Below are 14,696 nucleotides of genomic sequence, written 5' to 3'. Positions count from 1 at the left end.
GTCCTGACGGCGGCACAGCGGCGGAGTCACGTCGGCGCCCCCGACGGCCGGCTGGCCGGAGGGCATCATCCGAGGACGACGAACCTCCGGTCGCCTGTCGTCCAGGACGAGACCGGGGCCCAGCCGACCGTGTCGGCGTGCCGGATGAGGGCGGACGGGCCCACCCGGGACCAGGGGAAGGTGGCGCCGTGGGCTCCGGTGCCATCGTGCAGGCGGACGTGGGTTCGCTCGTCGAGGTCGTCGGCAATGCCGCGGGGTGCTGTTTCGACGATCGCCAGGCCGTCGGGGCGGACGAGGTGCCGTGCCCGGGTGAGCAGGGCGGTGGGGTCGCCGCCTATGCCGATGTTGCCGTCGATCAGAAGTGCGGTGTGCCAGCGGCCCTCCTGCGGCAGGGGGTCGAAGACGGAGCGCACGAGTGCGGTGCCGCCCGCGGCCCTGGTGCGGTTGACCGCGGTCGGGCTGATGTCGATGCCGAGCGCGTTGCGGCCTTGCCGGGCGAGGGCGGCGACGATGCGCCCGGGGCCGCAGCCGATGTCCAGAGTGGTCCCGGCGCAGGCGGCGATGACGGCTCGGTCGGCAGCATCGGGGGCCGCGCACCAGCGTTCGACGTCGAGTGGGAGGAGCCAGCCGTCGGCGCGGTGCAGGAAGAGCGGGCCGCGGCCGGTGCGCAGCGCGGTGGCGTAGGGGTCGGCTGTCGACCAGGCCTGGGCGTCGGGAAGGGTGAGAGGGGTGCTCACCAGGCCCCCGGCGGGACGAGTCGGGCGAGGGCGGCGGCGAAGCGGGTACCGGGTGCCTCTGCGGCGACGATCCGGGCGTCGGCGGCGGTGTCGATGTCGCGCAGGGTCGGCAGGTCCCGTACGGTCAGGCCTGCTGCGACGAGCCGGGCGCGCTGGACCCTTCCTGTCGAGCGCGTCGACATGGGCACTCCCCGCAGCAGGGCGGGATCGGGCACGGCCAGGCCGATCGCCCAGAATCCGCCGTCGACTGCCGGCCCGAACCAGGCGTCAGCACCGTCCGGGTCGGACTGCAGGGCCTGCCCGAGCAGTTCGGGGGTGACTTGCGGGGTGTCCATGCCGATGAGCAGGGCCGGTCCGTCGCACGCGGCGAAGGCGGCGGCCAGCCGCTCGTCGAGCCCTCCTGCTGTCTGCGGGACGACCTCCATGCCGGGCGGCAGCCACTCCCCGGGGTCGCCGTCCAGTACGAGCTGCCGCCTGTCCACCGGTGTCGCAAGGACGGCGGCCAGGGAGTCGGCGAGCGCGGCCTCGGCGAGCGCGGCGGCCTCCTGCTGGGTGTAGGGCGGGGTGAGGCGGGTCTTGACCCGGCCGGGGACGGGTGACTTGGCGATCACCATCAGGGTCGTCATCGCGTGGCCGCCTCGTACGGGAGCGGGCGCGCGGGCGCGGCCAGCACCGCCCTCATGTCCCGTACGGCATGCCAGGTCCCGCGCCAGGTGCCGGTGACCTTGGAGGTTCCGGTACGGGGGCGGTAGGGCACGTCCCGCTCGGTGATCCGCCATCCGGCATCGGCGCCCCGCACCACCATCTCCAGGGGGTAGCCGCTGCGCCGGTCGGTGAGGCCGAGCCCGAGCAGCGCCTCCCGCCGGCCCGCCCGCAGGGGGCCGAGGTCGCGCAGCCTCACGCCGGTGCGGCGGTGGAGCATGCGCACGAGGGCGGCGTTGCCGGCGCGGGCGTGCGGCGGGAATGCCCGGCGTGCGGCGGGCCGACGTCGGCCGAGGACCAGGTCGGCGTCGCCGTCGCCCAGTTGTCGCACGAAGGCCGGCAGCAGAGCCGGGTCCAGCGAGGCGTCGCAGTCGCAGAAGCAGACGAACTCCGCCGTGCAGGCGAGCAGTCCGGCGTGGCAGGCAGCTCCGAAGCCCCTTCGCGGCTCGCACACGACGGTCGCGCCGAGTTCGGCCGCGACAGCCGCCGATCCATCGCTCGATCCGTTGTCCACGACGACGGCCCGCCATCCTGGGGGGATCCGGCTGAGGACCCAGGGCAGGGCGTCCGCCTCGTCCAGGCAGGGCAGTACGACGTCGGCGGTGAGGGGGATCATGGTCGGTTCCCGTCGGACTCGGAAGAATGGGACGCTTCGGGTCAAGAGGTCGCGGCGGGTGCCCGGACCGCCCTTTGGGGGGCGAGGGCGAAATCCGCGACCCCGTCGGCGAAGGGGATGCGCGGACGCCAGCCGAGTTCCGTTCGCAGGCGTTCGGAGGAGGCGGTGATGTGGCGGACGTCGCCGAGGCGGTATTCGCCGGTGATCCGGGGTGGGGGGCCGCCGCATGCCTCCGCCAGTGCCGCGGCCATCTCCCCGACGGTGTGCGGGGTGCCGCTGCCGGTGTTGTACGCGCGGAAGGTGCCGGGGTCGGCTGCGGAAACCGCCTCCAGAGCCAGGAGGTTGGCCGCCGCGACATCCCGCACGTGGATGAAGTCCCGCCGCTGGCCTCCGTCCTCGAAGACCCGCGGCGCCTCGCCGCGGGCCAGCGAGGAGCGGAAGAACGAGGCGACGCCGGCGTACGGGGTGTCGCGCGGCATGCCGGGTCCGTAGACGTTGTGGTACCGCAGGGAGATGGCGCGGCCGCCGGTGGCCCGGGCCCAGGAGGACGCCAGGTGTTCTTGGGCGAGCTTGGTGGCGGCGTAGACGTTGCGCGGGTCGGCGGGGGTGTCCTCGCCGACCAGGCCCGGAGCCAGCGGCTCGCCGCACCGCGGACAGTGGGGTTCGAACCGCCCGGCGGCGAGGTCGGCGCCATCCCGGGGACCCGGTGCCACCCGGCCGTGCCGCGCGCAGTCGTACCGGCCCTCGCCGTAGACGACCATCGATCCGGCGAGCACCAGGTCGCAAACTCCGGTGTCGGCCATCGCGGCCAGCAGCACCGCCGTTCCGAGGTCGTTGCAGCTGACGTACTCGGAGGCATCGGCGAAGCCCTTGCCGAGCCCCACCATGGCCGCCTGGTGGCAGACGGCGTCGACACCGTGCAGGGCCGCCGCAACAGCTTGCCGGTCGCGGACGTCCCGGTGGAACCATCCGGCCGCCTCGGCGGGCCGGGGCGGCGGAACGAGGTAGGCGGACGGCAGGAGTGCGTCGAGGACGACCGGCTCGTGTCCGTGCAGGGCGAGGGCGGCGACGATCTGCGAGCCGATGAAGCCGGCCCCGCCGGTGACAAGTACGCGCATGCGGCGACCCTAGGATTCGTGCCGCCCCAACGGCCGGTTTGAGCCCGGCCGCCACAGGTTCGTAAGGATTCACGGGCGCGGCGGTCTGGAGGCCCGCCACCTGCGCAGGGCGAGGAGCAGCGCGGAGAGGGCGAAGAGCCCGGCGGCGATCATCAGCCATCTGCCGAGGAAGACACCGGGGGACAGCAGCGTCGCGGCACGGTAGGTCGGTCCGGAGTCCTGGGAGATGAGCGGCCAGTAGACGAGCAGCAGCAGCAGGGAGAGGACGGCCGGTACTCGGATGTGGTTCACCACCGCGATCCGGAACTCCGACCGCGGCCGCCGGCCTCGGACGGCCTTGTGCAGCAACCAGTCGGCGCCGCCGTACAGCGGCACGAGCACGAGGTCGTGGAGGAGGGCGGCTCCGGCGGACCATTTCACGATCCCCCACCAGTCGCCCGCCAGCAGCCGGGCCAAGGCATACCCGCACAGGGCGAACGAGGCGAGCAGCACCACCAGGTGCAGCGGCGGCTCGCCGTAGAGTCCGCGCAGCAGCCGTCTCATGCGCGGTCCTCGAAGTCCGTCGCACCGAAGGTGAGTTGCCGGACCCATTTGGTGTTCATCACGCCAGGGGCGCCCGGAACGATGATCCGGGCGGGGTAACCGTGGTCATGGGAGAGTTCTGCGCCGTTGACGCGCAGGGCCAGCAGGGAGCGCGGGTCGCCCACCTGGTTGGAGCGCAGCGCGACGGCGCGGAAGGCACCGGCGGGTTGCACCGATTCCACGAAGACCCCCGGTGGATCACCGCCGTGGCCGACGAGCGCAGCCAGGTCCCGCAGCCTGACCCCTTCCCAGTGCTGGTCGTCGGTGGACCAGCCCTCCACGCAGGCGATGGGCAACGCGGCACCGTGCTGGGCGAGTTCCCGCAGCTCGTCGAGCGTCAGCGTGGTATTGCGGCCGTCACCGCGGACGGTGAGCCGCCACGCCTCGCCGAGGTCCTGCGGCCGGATGTGCGCGGTGACGGCGGGCTTGTTGATCGGAAAGCCGTTGGGTCCCCGCCCTGGGCGGCGACCGTGCGGAGCGAGCAGGGCCGTCTCCCGGAACGGGTCGCCGATGCTCTGCCCGGCGGTCACCACGAACAGCGCCAGGGAACCGAGCCCCACCATGCCCAGCGCCCCGCGCCGCGACATCGTCGCCTGCGCCGGGTGCGCGGGGACGAGTCCGCTGTCGTCGGCGGGCTCGGGACGGGTGCGTGACGTCGGGGTGCGCAGTTCGGCCCGGAAGCCGCGGCTTCGAAGCGCCCGGACCGTGCGAGGCAGCCGCAGTGCGACATGCGCGAGCACCGCGCCGAAGAACACCCAGCCGCCGTAGAAGTGCAGGGGATAGAACGATCCGGGGAAGACGTAGTCGACCTGGGAGTTCAGCACTCCCGTGGCGAACTCGAACAGTCCCCCGCCGACGAGCAGCAGCAGCGAGAGCCGGTCCAGGGCGTGGCCGGCCGACCTGACCGGCGGCAGCGAGAACAGCTTCGGGACCACGGACCAGAGCTTGGCCAGCAGGATCGGCACCAGCATGATCCCCAGCGTGACGTGCACACCCTGGGTGACCCGGTAGAGCCAGTACGGGTGCGTCGGCCAGGAGAACAGGTAGAAGCCCAGCAGGCCCTTGTCCGGGGTCCGGTCGTTGACCCGCGAGAGGTCCGGGTTGTACGCGGCGTACGACAGCAGTCCGGTGACGAAGACCAGCGGAATGCCGACGAGCAGGACCACGCCGAAGACCGAGGTCAGCCACGGGCCGCGAAGCGGACTGCGCCAGGGGCCCGCCGGAAGGCGCGAAGGGACTTTCATGCCTGCCGACCCTAGGTCCGGCCCACGGGTCTTCCGGCAGGTGAAATAGTGACGAAAGTCTGACGTCGTACCGCGACGCCGGGATCACCTGTCGCGGCGTCCCTAAGGTGCGACAGGTGACCCTTTGGCCCCTCCCCCTGCGCGACGCACCGCCCGAGACAGCCGGCGACGCCCCGGACGCCCCCCGTCATAGGCGGTGGGACCTCGCCGCCGGCGCCGCGGGACTCCTGTTCTTCCTGGCGATGGCCGGCATCGGCGGCTACCTCCAGCGCGACAGCTACCTGCTCCGCTCGCCGTTCCCTCCGCTGGAGGCGCGGTGGATGCCGCACGCCGGCCCCGGCACGCCCTTCGCGGTGGCTGTGGCCGTGCTCGTCGTCGCCTATGGCCCCAGCCTGGCGGCCCGTCTGCCGTGGCGGGCACTGCTGGGATCGGCATGGGCGGTCGCGATGGCCTGGACCTGGGCACTGGCCCTGGTCGACGGCTGGCAACGCGGTGTCGCCGGTCGGCTGACGAGGAGATCGGAATACCTGGCGGGCGTACGACGCTTCGACGACCTCGGGCCGGCCCTGCGCGGGTTCACCGGCCATATCCTGCTGCACTCACCGGACAACTGGCCCACACACATTGCCGGCCATCCCGCCGGCGCCGTCCTGACCTTCGTCGGCCTGGACCGGATAGGCCTGGGCGGCGGCGCGGTCGCCGGGACCTTCTGCATCACCGCCGGCACCTCGCTGGCAGCCGCCATACTGCTCACGCTGCGTGTCCTCACCGGCGAGGAGCGGGCACGGGCCGCGGCCCCCTTCGTCGTCCTCGCCCCCGGCGCCGTCTGGGTGGGAGTATCCGCCGACGGCTACTTCGCCGCGGTCGCCGCGTGGGCGCTGGCACTGCTCGCCGTTGCGGCCACCCGCACCTCGCCCGTGCGGACAGCCGTGGCCGGCCTCGGCAGCGGGCTCCTGTTCGGCGCGGCCGCCTACCTCTCCTACGGGCTCGTCCTGCTCGTGGTACCCGCCGCCGCGATCCTGCTCTGCACGCGCACCCTGCGCCCGCTGCCGTACCTGGTCCTCGGAGTCGTGGCGGTCGTGGCCGCCTTCACCGCCGCGGGCTTCAACTGGTGGGAGGCATACGGGCTGCTGCGGACCCGCTACTACCAGGGCTACGGCGGTATCCGGCCCTACCGCTACTGGTTCTTCGGGGATCTCGCCACTGTTGTCGCGACGGCAGGGGTCGCCTCAGTGGCGGGGCTGCGCCGCGCTCTCGCCGCCGCTCCCCGGGCCCTGCGGGACGGGCGGCAGCACAATGCCCCGGCGTTGGCCGCCGTGCTGCTGCCGTGCGGCTTCCTGCTCGCGATCCTCGCGGCCGACGTGTCCGGGCTGAGCAAGGCCGAGACCGAACGAATCTGGCTGCCCTTCGCCCTCTGGCTCACCTCCACCGCCGCCTTCCTGCCGCACCGGGACCATCGTCGCTGGCTGGCGGCCCAGGCGCTGGCCGCCCTGCTCGTCAACCACCTCCTGCTGACCGTCTGGTGATCCGGCGCCCTTATCGAACGACGCGGCAACCAGCTCACGGCGATTTCCCCACCAGTGACGGGAGAGGAGGCCCGATCCCTGCTCGTCTGCTTCGGACCGGACGATTGCTACGGCGCCGCCTGGACGCTGTTGCACCTCATCGAGACGGGGCCGAATCCAGTGCTGACCGCCCAGCCGGCTCCTGACGCCAACGAGTGGCGGCACCGGCTCTGGGCGAGGGCCGTCAACGGGGGCCTGGTCGACGGTGCCTGATGGTTCGGGATCATCCTCGTCTGTGCAGCACGCGAGGTCGTGGCGCTTGGGTGAAACGGAGCAGGCACCGAATTCCAAGATCATGTGAGTGTCTGGTTCCCATGAACCCTGCGGAAGACCGTGCCTTCACCTGCATCTTTTCCGATTCCCCCTGTCGTTGACCAGCTCGTCAGCGAGAAGCGGTCCATCCCGACGAGCGCTTGAACCTGCTGGCGTGCCCTGCGCAGGTGCCCGACGCCCGGTGTCCGCGCGGGATACGGCACGCTTTGGCCCACGTCCTCGCGCTGGTGGCTGCTGCCGTCTTGACTGGAGCGAGCTCGCGAAGATGCCGCAGACCGCGACGCTGCCGGATCTGTAGCCCCTGGTGGTCCGCTGCTGGCGCTGTCAGCTCTGCTGGAAGCCGTCGAGGATCTGGGACGCGCGCCGCAGCGCCTGATCGACGCTCTCATCGCTGTAGGTCGTGTCGACCATCACGTGATCGATGCCGGTACCTTCCCGCACGTTCTTGATGGCCGTCGACACCTCGTCCGAAGATGTGCCGGCGTCGATGTTGACACGCAGGATGCTGTCGATGGCCGCGGGGTCACGTCCCGCCTCGCGCGCCGCGGCGTCGATGACCGCTCGTTGCTGGTTGAGGCCGTCGATGTCGAGCCAGCTCGGGACGACGCAGAACGGCAGCCATCCGTCTGCGCGTTCGCCGACGCGCCGCAGGGCACGCTTGGAGTTGCCGCCGAGATAGAGAGGGGGGCGGGGCAGGCGGGCAGGCTTGAGCGGCGCATGGTGCAGGGGAACGGACAGCTGCGTTCCCCGGTAGGCGGCCGGGTTCTCCGTCCAGATCGCTTCGAGGGCGTCGAGAAGCTCGTCCATCCGTGCACCACGCCGGGTGAAGTCCAGGCCGGCGGCCTCGTACTCCTCCGGCGACCAGCCCACGCCGAAGCCTGGCAACAGGCGACCACCGCTGACCAGGTCGATCGTCGTCAGCGATCGGGCCAACTGAACCGGCGGGTAGAGCGGAGCCACCAGCACATGGGTGCCCAGCGCGACGTGGTGCGTCGCGCTCGCCGCCACCCCCAGCAGCACGAAGGGATCCGCTGCCGGATTCAACTCCTCGGGAATGGTGTTCCCCTGGCCCCCGTAGCCGATACGCGGGTGGACCGCGGCCAGGTTGCGGTCGCCCACCCACAGGCTGGCGCCGCCCCTCGACTCGATCTCCACGGCGAACTGGGCCACCCTCGCGACCTCGAACGCCTGCTGATGGAACTGCGGCAGCGCGAATCCGATCTTCACCAAGTCCTCCGATTCCACGTCTTCCGTGCGTTCGCATCGCTTGCGCCGAACCGGACCGGAACGTACGGACGGCGCGGTTCGTTGACGCGGCGTCAGCACGTCGGTGGTGTCCGGCCGACGTTCGCTCGATCCTCTCCGCCCCCTCCTGCCCCGCGACCGTGCGGCCACCACAAGGATCTTGACGGGCCGCGAACACCGAGCGCCAGCCGAACGCTTCCGTGGGCATTCCGCCGGGCGGTGCCTCGATGGTCAGGCCGCTCGCACCGGCTCCGCTCCGGACCACCCGCTCGCGCATCCAGCGGTGCAAGCCCTCCCTCCGCAGGCTGCCACCGCCGCGGCGTCCGACCCACTCCGCGCATCCTCGGCACCGGCTGGGGCACCGACGGTTCCGAAGCATCAGGCCGCCTCATCGGCAACATCCTCCTCGCCATCGCCACCGACGGCGGCAGCGCCGCAGGCAAAACCGCAGCCGAAGACGCCGCAAAAAACGCCGCAGAACAAGCCGCCAAAAACGGCGCCCGCGCCGCAGCCGAAGACCCCGCCAAAGCCGCCATCGAACAAGCCGCGAAGAAGTGCCTGTCGGACCCGATCGACGTCGCCACCGGCGACCAGGGGCGTCGACTCACGACCATAATCCCGCGCCGTCGGCTCGCACCGGCCCCGGGTGGAGTGGGCCAGTCACGACGTCGAGACCGACCGCGGCCTTCGTATCGAAGTCAAGGCGAGCGGCTACCTCCAGGCCTGGGACCAGCAGGGCCCGTCCGACATCCGATTCAGCGGTCTGCGCGCCCGCTTCTGGACACCGGACGGCGGCTACGCTCCCGCTGCCTCGTACAACGCCGACGTCTACGTCTTCGCCGTCGAGACCGCCCGCGAACCCGCTCTCTACGACCCGCTCGACACCGCCCAGTGGGACTTCTACGTCCTCCCACGTGCCGCGCTGGAAGAACTGGCCGCCGTCAGCCTCGGGCTCAACACAGTCCGCAAGGCCGCAGGACCACCTGTGACGTTCGCCGGCCTCGGGGACCGTATTCGAGCCGCCGCCCTCGCCGAGGGGCCTACCACTGGGACCGGTCCGGCGACCCCGCCGACTGCCGTAGCGGATCCCGGCATCCACCAACCGCGGCAGCCGACAACGCTCCTGCCCTGACATGCGCAGGAGGTCCCGCGCCCGTACGGCCAGTTGGCCGGAACCGGTTGAGAAGCCGCATACACCGGGCCACGCTGTGGCCATGACGTCGGCCATGATCCCCCAACGCCCCCTGGACACCGGTGACTACGCCTTCGACTGGGCTCTGGTCGACGTGGAGACGTCCGGGTTACGGGCCCATCAGGACCGCGTGCTGTCGCTCGCGGTCCTGACGCTGGGGCCGGATGGCGAGAAAACCGCCGAGTTCTCAACGCTGCTGAACCCGGGCTGCGATCCGGGCCCGGTACATATACATGGGCTGACCGCCGAGCGGCTGCGTGGCGCGCCGACCTTCGAGCAGGTGGCCGGACGGATCGGCGCCATGATGCAGGACCGCGTCATGGTGGCTCACAACGCCCAGTTCGACTACGACTTCCTCGCGCACGAGTTCGCCCGGGCCAGGCTCTGGATGCCGGTCACCCAGCGGCTCTGCACACTCGCGCTCAATCGCCGCGTGGCACCGCCCACCGGAGACATGCGGCTGAGCACGCTCGCCGCCCACTACGGGGTGCGCCAAGTACGCGCCCATGACGCGTTGGACGATGTGCGCGTGCTGTCCGGAATCCTGCGCGGTTCGCTGGATGCGGCGGCCCGGCTGGACCTTCCGCTGCCCCTGGTGCCGTGCCCACCACGCCAGGGGACGCACATCGCGCTGAATCCCCCGAAGACTCCCTGTGCCTTCCGCAACCCCGGCCGCATGCCTCAGGACGGTCCTTTGCAGCAGGGGATGAAGGTCGCCATCACGGGCGACACCGCCGTCTCGCGCCCGGAACTCGTCGCCCGCGCCGTCAGGGCCGGCCTCAACGTGATGACATCGGTCAGCCGCCACACGAGCGTGCTCGTCGCCAACGACCGGAACGCGGATTCGGCCAAGTTCCGCCGTGCCGCCGCTGAGGGCGTTCCCGTCGTCGACGAGCACACGTTCCTGCGGCTCCTGACGGAGGTGCGGGCCGGCACGGCGCACACCACCGGACCCGTGCCGACGGTGGCCGCGCCTCCGACGCTCGAGGCACCTGTACGGTCGGGGCGTCCCGCGGTTCCGCAGCCACCCGCGCAGGAGGCCCCGGGCCCTGTCGGCCGCCCCCGGCCAGGTGCCATCGGCCGGGCGGACTCCCGCCCGGTGCTCGCACCGCGGGACCGGTCCGGCGGCCGGCCCCTGACCGGGCGGCGGGTGCTCGTCCTGGGAGGAACGCACGGAGAAGCCGCCGGAGTACGCAGCCGGATCGTCGCGCTCGGCGGCTCCGCCGCGGTGAACCTGTCGGCGCGGGTCACCGACGTCGTGCTGCTGCCCGGCGGGGAATCGGACCGGCGCATGGCCCGGATCGCCGCGCTCGGCCTTGCGGTGCACGACGCCGAATGGCTGGACACGCCCGTCACCGGGCCGGCTCCCGCCGAGGCCGGGCCACCGTCGGCCTGTCTCGTGCTGCCCCGGGGAGGCGTCACCGACCTGGCCGACACCCGGGATGTGCCGTGCTGGACGGTCGCGGCGACCTGGGCCCAGCGCACCGGCATCGCGATCGACGTCGTCGCCTTCGTCCTCGGCGAGAACGCACAGGTGGTCGCCGACGAGGACTTCGTCTTCTACGGCGCCCCCGAGCACCCGGACGGCAGCCTCCGCCTCGCCACCGACGGTCCGGCCGAGCAGTCCCTCGTCGCGGACCTCTCCCGCCTTCCGCCGGCGGCCCGCACGGTGGCCATCGCCGCGGCCATCGACGGGACGGCGACCTTCGGCGACGTAGGTGCCGTCGAGATCACGGCGGCGCGCGACAGGAGCGCGGAGCCGTTCGTCCAGGCGACGCTAGACGCCGCCACGACCGAACGCACCCTGCTTCTCGCCGAGATCTACCGCCGCGGTCCCCGCTGGCGGCTGCGCGCCATCGGCCAGGGCTACGACCACGGCCTCGACGCACTGGCCCGCGGCTACGGCGTCGACATCGAGGACTGACCGATTCCGTCGCGGCGTCGGGCTTCGGCCGGGGTCGGGAAGCCCGCACCGCCAGATGCGGCCGAGGTCCGCCCCACGACCGTGCCAGATGCGATGCGGAGGTCAGCCACTCTCGGCAGTGGAGACCCACGGTCGAATCTCGCCGCGCCAAAGCTCGAAACCCCAGGTCAGTGGCGTGATCGCGGTTGCACCATTACGGATCTGTGCCGACGGCCACAGCAAACGGGGCACGCGTAGGCTCATACTGAGCCATGACAAAGCCTCCTGCACCGAAGCGTCGCTTGCCTACCAGCCCCTTCAAGGCCCCGGTCACGCCGACTCCCGAGCACTTCGCCATGAGCGACCAGGTCTCACATGACGTGTACGGCCTCGGCCGGGTCGTCGGCATCGAGGACGGAGTCGCCGCGCTCGTGGATTTCAGCTCGGCGCGCATGCGGATCTTGAGCCCGTACGCCAAGATGACCAAGCTGTAGGGTCGCCGCACCCGGCCCCAGCTGGGACCTGTGTCGTAAGTAAAGACCTCTCATCGGTCTGATGCCGCGGTTCTCCGCCCTGGACGGTCCCGCGGTTTCGTCGCCGCCGCTGCCACATTCCGGGCGCCTGGCTTCGGGCAGGGCAAGGCTCTGGGCGCGGTGGTGATCGGAAGGCGGTACGTCGGCGCCTTCCGCAGCAGGGACGCGGTGCGTGCCGGGCGGGCGGGTCCGGCCTCGGTATCAAGGAGAGCGGCCGAACGGTCAAGCCGCCGCGTACCGCGCGCACGAGACTGGCCGTATGACCTCTGAGGGCTATGTGACCAGCGCCGAGACCGCGGCGGCGCCCGGCGGTGCCGCCGCGGACGGCTCGTCCGCGAAAAGCGCCGTCCCCGCCGGAGCCGCCGCCTGGGCGCCCGTCGCGGCGCTCACCCTGGGCATCGCCGCCCTGGTGGCCAGCGAGTTCCTGCCGGCGAGCGTGCTGCCGGCCATGGCCTCGGACGTCGGCGTCAGCGAGGGCACCGCGGGCCTCGCCGTCGCCGCGACCGCGGTCGCGGGCGCCGTCACCGCGCCCACGATCGCCGTGCTGCTGCCGCGCACCGACCGCAGGACCGTACTGATCGGCCTGCTCGCCGCCGCCGTGCTGTCCAACGTGGTGGTGGCGGTGACCCCGAACTTCCCGCTGCTGCTCGCGGGCCGGCTGCTGCTGGGCGTCGCCATCGCCGGCTTCTGGTCGTTCGCGCTCGGGGCGGGCACGCGCGCGGCGCCGGGGCGCGACCACGTCGTGTCCACGAGCCTGGCGCTGGGGGTGAGCGCGGCCACCATCATCGGCGTGCCGCTGTCCTCGGTGCTCGGCGACGCGGTGGGCTGGCGGCCGGTGTTCTGGTCGGCCGCGGGGCTGAGCGTGCTGGCCTTGTCCGCGGTGGCGGCAACCCTGCCGCCGGTGCCGGCCCAGCCGGAAGCGGGGCTCGGCATGCTCCGGCAGGCGCTGGCCAACCGCCGGCTGATGGCCGGGGTGGGCTGCATCGCGCTGGTGGCCCTCGGCAACTTCGCCGCCTACCCGTACATCCGGCTCGTGATCGAGCGGAACACCGCGGGCAGTACGGCCTGGCTGCTGCTCGCCTGGGGCGTGGGCGGTCTGGCCGGCAACCTCGCCGCCGGCGCGCTCGCCCGCCGCCTCGGGCTCGCCGTGGTCGCCGCGCCGGCCCTGCTGGGCGTGAGCCTGCTGATGCTGGCGACGACCACCGGGCTTCCCGCCGCGACCGTGGCGATCGTCGTATGGGGCTTCGGCTTCAACATGGTGCCGGTCGCCACCCAGCTGTGGGTGACCCGCGCCGAGCCGAAGCGCGTCGAGTCGGCTCTGTCGTTGCAGGTGACGGCCTTCCAGGCGGCCATTACGGCCGGGTCGGCGATCGGCGGGGCCGTGGTCGACGGAGGCGGGGTCCGGGCGGCGCTAGTCGTCGGGACCGCCGCCGCACTGGCCGGCAGCGTCGGCTTCGGGCTGCTGCGCGGGCCCCGGACATGAGCGCCACGCCTGCGGCGAGCTGCCGTGGTCGGCGGAGAACGCCCGGCTGAAAGCCGCGGCCGAGCCGTACCCGACGGTGAAGGCGATCTGCTCGACCGGCCGGTTCGTCCCGGCGAGGAGTTCGCGGGCGTGCCGCATCCGTACCTCCCGCAGCACCTGTGCGGGACTGCGGCCGAGCTCGCGGCGGAAGCGCTCGCCCAGCGACGAGCGGGACAGATGGGCGACCCGGGCCATGCCCTCCACCGTCCAGGGCCGTCCGGGATGCGCGTCGAGCAGCGAGACCAGCTCGGTGAGCCGCGGGTCGGCGCCCTGCCGCGCGCTCGCGTCGAGGACCAGCGCCATCGCGGCCTGGATCAGTCCGCCATAGCTGGCGGCGAAGAGCGGCTGGCCGTGGCGCGGGTCCAGCGGGCAGATCCGCACCAGCTCGGCGATGCCGCGGTTGTTCCCCGCGAAGTCCCGCGCCACCAGCGGGCTCGGCAGCGGCGGGACCGCCCGCAGCGTGCCCACCGCGACCTCGGCCGGCGTCAGCGCGACGAGCCGGTACGTGCTTCTGGCGTCCACGTAGAAGGCGTCCCCCGTGTGCAGTCCCTCGGCGCCCGCCGTGGTCTCCAGCCGCGCGTCGCCGTCGAGGACCAGCGCCCAGATCGCGCCGTCCATCCCGTCCAGCCGCTCCCCGGGCGCCAGCCGGCGGACCGTCACTGCCACCATGTCCCACGTCGGCATGCCGCGCACACCGCTGCCGGGCCCGGCCGCCCCTTCCGCCAGCGTCATGCACCAGCAAGCGTTCGGGCCGCGCGCGCTATTCCGCGCCCTGGGCCGGAGGGCGAGCGCGGTACGGGTCCGGAAGGGCTCCCGTCGGACCACAGCCGGGGTGTGCTCGCGGTCATCCGGTTCCCGTACCGGGAGACTGGCCTCATGGCTGACATCAAGCGCAGCGCGGGCCTGCTCCTCTTCCGCCGCACCGGCTCCGGGGTGGAGGTACTGCTCGGCCACATGGGCGGCCCGTACTGGGCCCGCAAGGACGCCGGGGCGTGGTCGGTGCCGAAGGGCGAGTACGAGGGCGGCGAGGAGCCCTGGGACGCGGCGCGCCGCGAATTCCGCGAGGAGCTGGGGCTGCCCGCGCCGGAGGGTACGCCGCTGCCGCTCGGCGAGGTGGTGCAGTCCGGGGGCAAGCACGTGACGGTATGGGCGGTGGAGGGCGACCTCGATCCGGCGGACGCGGTGCCGGGCACCTTCACGATGGAGTGGCCGCGCGGCTCGGGCCGCACCGCCGAGTTCCCGGAGCTGGACCGGGTGGCGTGGTTCGGGCTCGACGCGGCGCGCGAGGTCGTCGTCAAGGCGCAGGCGGCTTTCCTGGACCGCCTCGCGGAGCAGGCCTGACGTCACGCCGGTTCAGGGGCCGAGTCCCGCGGGCGGGAGCGCCGGGGAGGCCGTCGGCCGGCCAGGGCGCCGCACCCTCCCCCGGCCACCCGTCGGTGCCGCCCGCCGCCATCCCTCGCGGCC

General features: G+C 72.6%; 16 protein-coding genes. 7 read left to right on the top strand and 9 right to left on the bottom strand.

Going from position 1 to position 14,696, the window contains the following annotated elements:
• Positions 1-65 precede the first annotated feature (65 nt).
• The 6 genes from V7E46_RS18355 to V7E46_RS18330 all read right to left on the bottom strand — a co-directional run bounded on the left by V7E46_RS18355 (position 66) and on the right by V7E46_RS18330 (position 4,999).
• On the bottom strand, positions 66-737 hold the full coding sequence (locus V7E46_RS18355) for a class I SAM-dependent methyltransferase (RefSeq protein ID WP_333769422.1): 672 nt from the start codon (positions 735-737) through the stop codon (positions 66-68).
• Entirely contained in the window at positions 734-1,363 is a 630-nt protein-coding gene (locus V7E46_RS18350) for a TIGR04282 family arsenosugar biosynthesis glycosyltransferase (protein WP_333769421.1), read from the bottom strand. Before V7E46_RS18350 ends, V7E46_RS18355 begins: the two co-directional genes overlap by 4 nt.
• Positions 1,360-2,055: a glycosyltransferase family 2 protein gene (locus V7E46_RS18345; RefSeq protein ID WP_333769420.1), complete on the bottom strand. Its 696-nt coding sequence runs from the start codon at positions 2,053-2,055 to the stop codon at positions 1,360-1,362. The genes V7E46_RS18350 and V7E46_RS18345 overlap by 4 nt, the downstream gene beginning before the upstream one ends.
• Before the next feature lie 41 nt (positions 2,056-2,096).
• Positions 2,097-3,173, bottom strand: a complete 1,077-nt coding sequence (locus V7E46_RS18340; protein WP_333769419.1) for an NAD-dependent epimerase/dehydratase family protein — start codon at positions 3,171-3,173, stop codon at positions 2,097-2,099.
• A 69-nt stretch (positions 3,174-3,242) separates the two neighbouring features.
• Positions 3,243-3,716 (bottom strand): hypothetical protein, encoded by a 474-nt coding sequence (locus V7E46_RS18335; RefSeq protein ID WP_333769414.1) that lies wholly within the window; start codon positions 3,714-3,716, stop codon positions 3,243-3,245.
• A complete protein-coding gene (locus V7E46_RS18330) occupies positions 3,713-4,999 on the bottom strand; it encodes a molybdopterin-dependent oxidoreductase (protein ID WP_333769412.1) in 1,287 nt (428 codons plus the stop codon). Before V7E46_RS18330 ends, V7E46_RS18335 begins: the two co-directional genes overlap by 4 nt.
• Positions 5,000-5,115: 116 nt before the next feature.
• On the opposite strand from V7E46_RS18330, the gene V7E46_RS18325 reads away from it, so the two are divergent.
• Together V7E46_RS18325 and V7E46_RS18320 are read left to right on the top strand one after the other, a co-directional pair.
• On the top strand, positions 5,116-6,525 hold the full coding sequence (locus tag V7E46_RS18325) for a hypothetical protein (protein ID WP_333769411.1): 1,410 nt from the start codon (positions 5,116-5,118) through the stop codon (positions 6,523-6,525).
• A gap of 54 nt (positions 6,526-6,579) precedes the next feature.
• Positions 6,580-6,777, top strand: a complete 198-nt coding sequence (locus tag V7E46_RS18320; protein ID WP_333769410.1) for a hypothetical protein — start codon at positions 6,580-6,582, stop codon at positions 6,775-6,777.
• A gap of 384 nt (positions 6,778-7,161) precedes the next feature.
• Here the strand turns inward: V7E46_RS18320 and V7E46_RS18315 are convergent, their stop codons facing one another.
• Both V7E46_RS18315 and V7E46_RS18310 read right to left on the bottom strand, forming a co-directional pair.
• Entirely contained in the window at positions 7,162-8,064 is a 903-nt protein-coding gene (locus V7E46_RS18315) for a TIGR03619 family F420-dependent LLM class oxidoreductase (protein ID WP_333769409.1), read from the bottom strand.
• A 396-nt stretch (positions 8,065-8,460) separates the two neighbouring features.
• Positions 8,461-8,625, bottom strand: coding sequence for a hypothetical protein (locus V7E46_RS18310; RefSeq protein WP_333769408.1), 165 nt, complete (start codon positions 8,623-8,625; stop codon positions 8,461-8,463).
• Positions 8,626-8,728: 103 nt separating this feature from the next.
• On the opposite strand from V7E46_RS18310, the gene V7E46_RS18305 reads away from it, so the two are divergent.
• The 4 genes from V7E46_RS18305 to V7E46_RS18290 all read left to right on the top strand — a co-directional run bounded on the left by V7E46_RS18305 (position 8,729) and on the right by V7E46_RS18290 (position 13,193).
• Complete coding sequence (locus V7E46_RS18305; protein WP_333769407.1) at positions 8,729-9,214, top strand: hypothetical protein; 486 nt, start codon at positions 8,729-8,731, stop codon at positions 9,212-9,214.
• Between the two features lie 82 nt (positions 9,215-9,296).
• Entirely contained in the window at positions 9,297-11,198 is a 1,902-nt protein-coding gene (locus V7E46_RS18300) for a TerD family protein (RefSeq protein WP_333769406.1), read from the top strand.
• A gap of 251 nt (positions 11,199-11,449) precedes the next feature.
• A complete protein-coding gene (locus V7E46_RS18295; RefSeq protein ID WP_329176457.1) occupies positions 11,450-11,671 on the top strand; it encodes a hypothetical protein in 222 nt (73 codons plus the stop codon).
• A gap of 298 nt (positions 11,672-11,969) precedes the next feature.
• The gene (locus V7E46_RS18290) at positions 11,970-13,193 is read left to right on the top strand and encodes an MFS transporter (RefSeq protein WP_333769405.1); all 1,224 of its coding nucleotides are present in this window, start codon (positions 11,970-11,972) and stop codon (positions 13,191-13,193) included.
• Here the strand turns inward: V7E46_RS18290 and V7E46_RS18285 are convergent.
• On the bottom strand, positions 13,122-13,964 hold the full coding sequence (locus V7E46_RS18285) for an AraC family transcriptional regulator (protein WP_333769404.1): 843 nt from the start codon (positions 13,962-13,964) through the stop codon (positions 13,122-13,124). The two genes, V7E46_RS18290 and V7E46_RS18285, sit on opposite strands and share 72 nt — an antisense overlap.
• Before the next feature lie 144 nt (positions 13,965-14,108).
• Between V7E46_RS18285 and V7E46_RS18280 the strand changes: the two genes are divergently transcribed.
• Positions 14,109-14,573 (top strand): NUDIX domain-containing protein, encoded by a 465-nt coding sequence (locus V7E46_RS18280; RefSeq protein ID WP_333769403.1) that lies wholly within the window; start codon positions 14,109-14,111, stop codon positions 14,571-14,573.
• Positions 14,574-14,696 lie beyond the last annotated feature (123 nt).

This window comes from Streptomyces sp. IBSBF 2435 (assembly GCF_036815005.1).
Classification (GTDB): domain Bacteria; phylum Actinomycetota; class Actinomycetes; order Streptomycetales; family Streptomycetaceae; genus Actinacidiphila.
The sequence above is the reverse complement of the archived record's forward strand: the minus strand, read 5'-3'. Positions and strand labels throughout refer to the sequence as shown.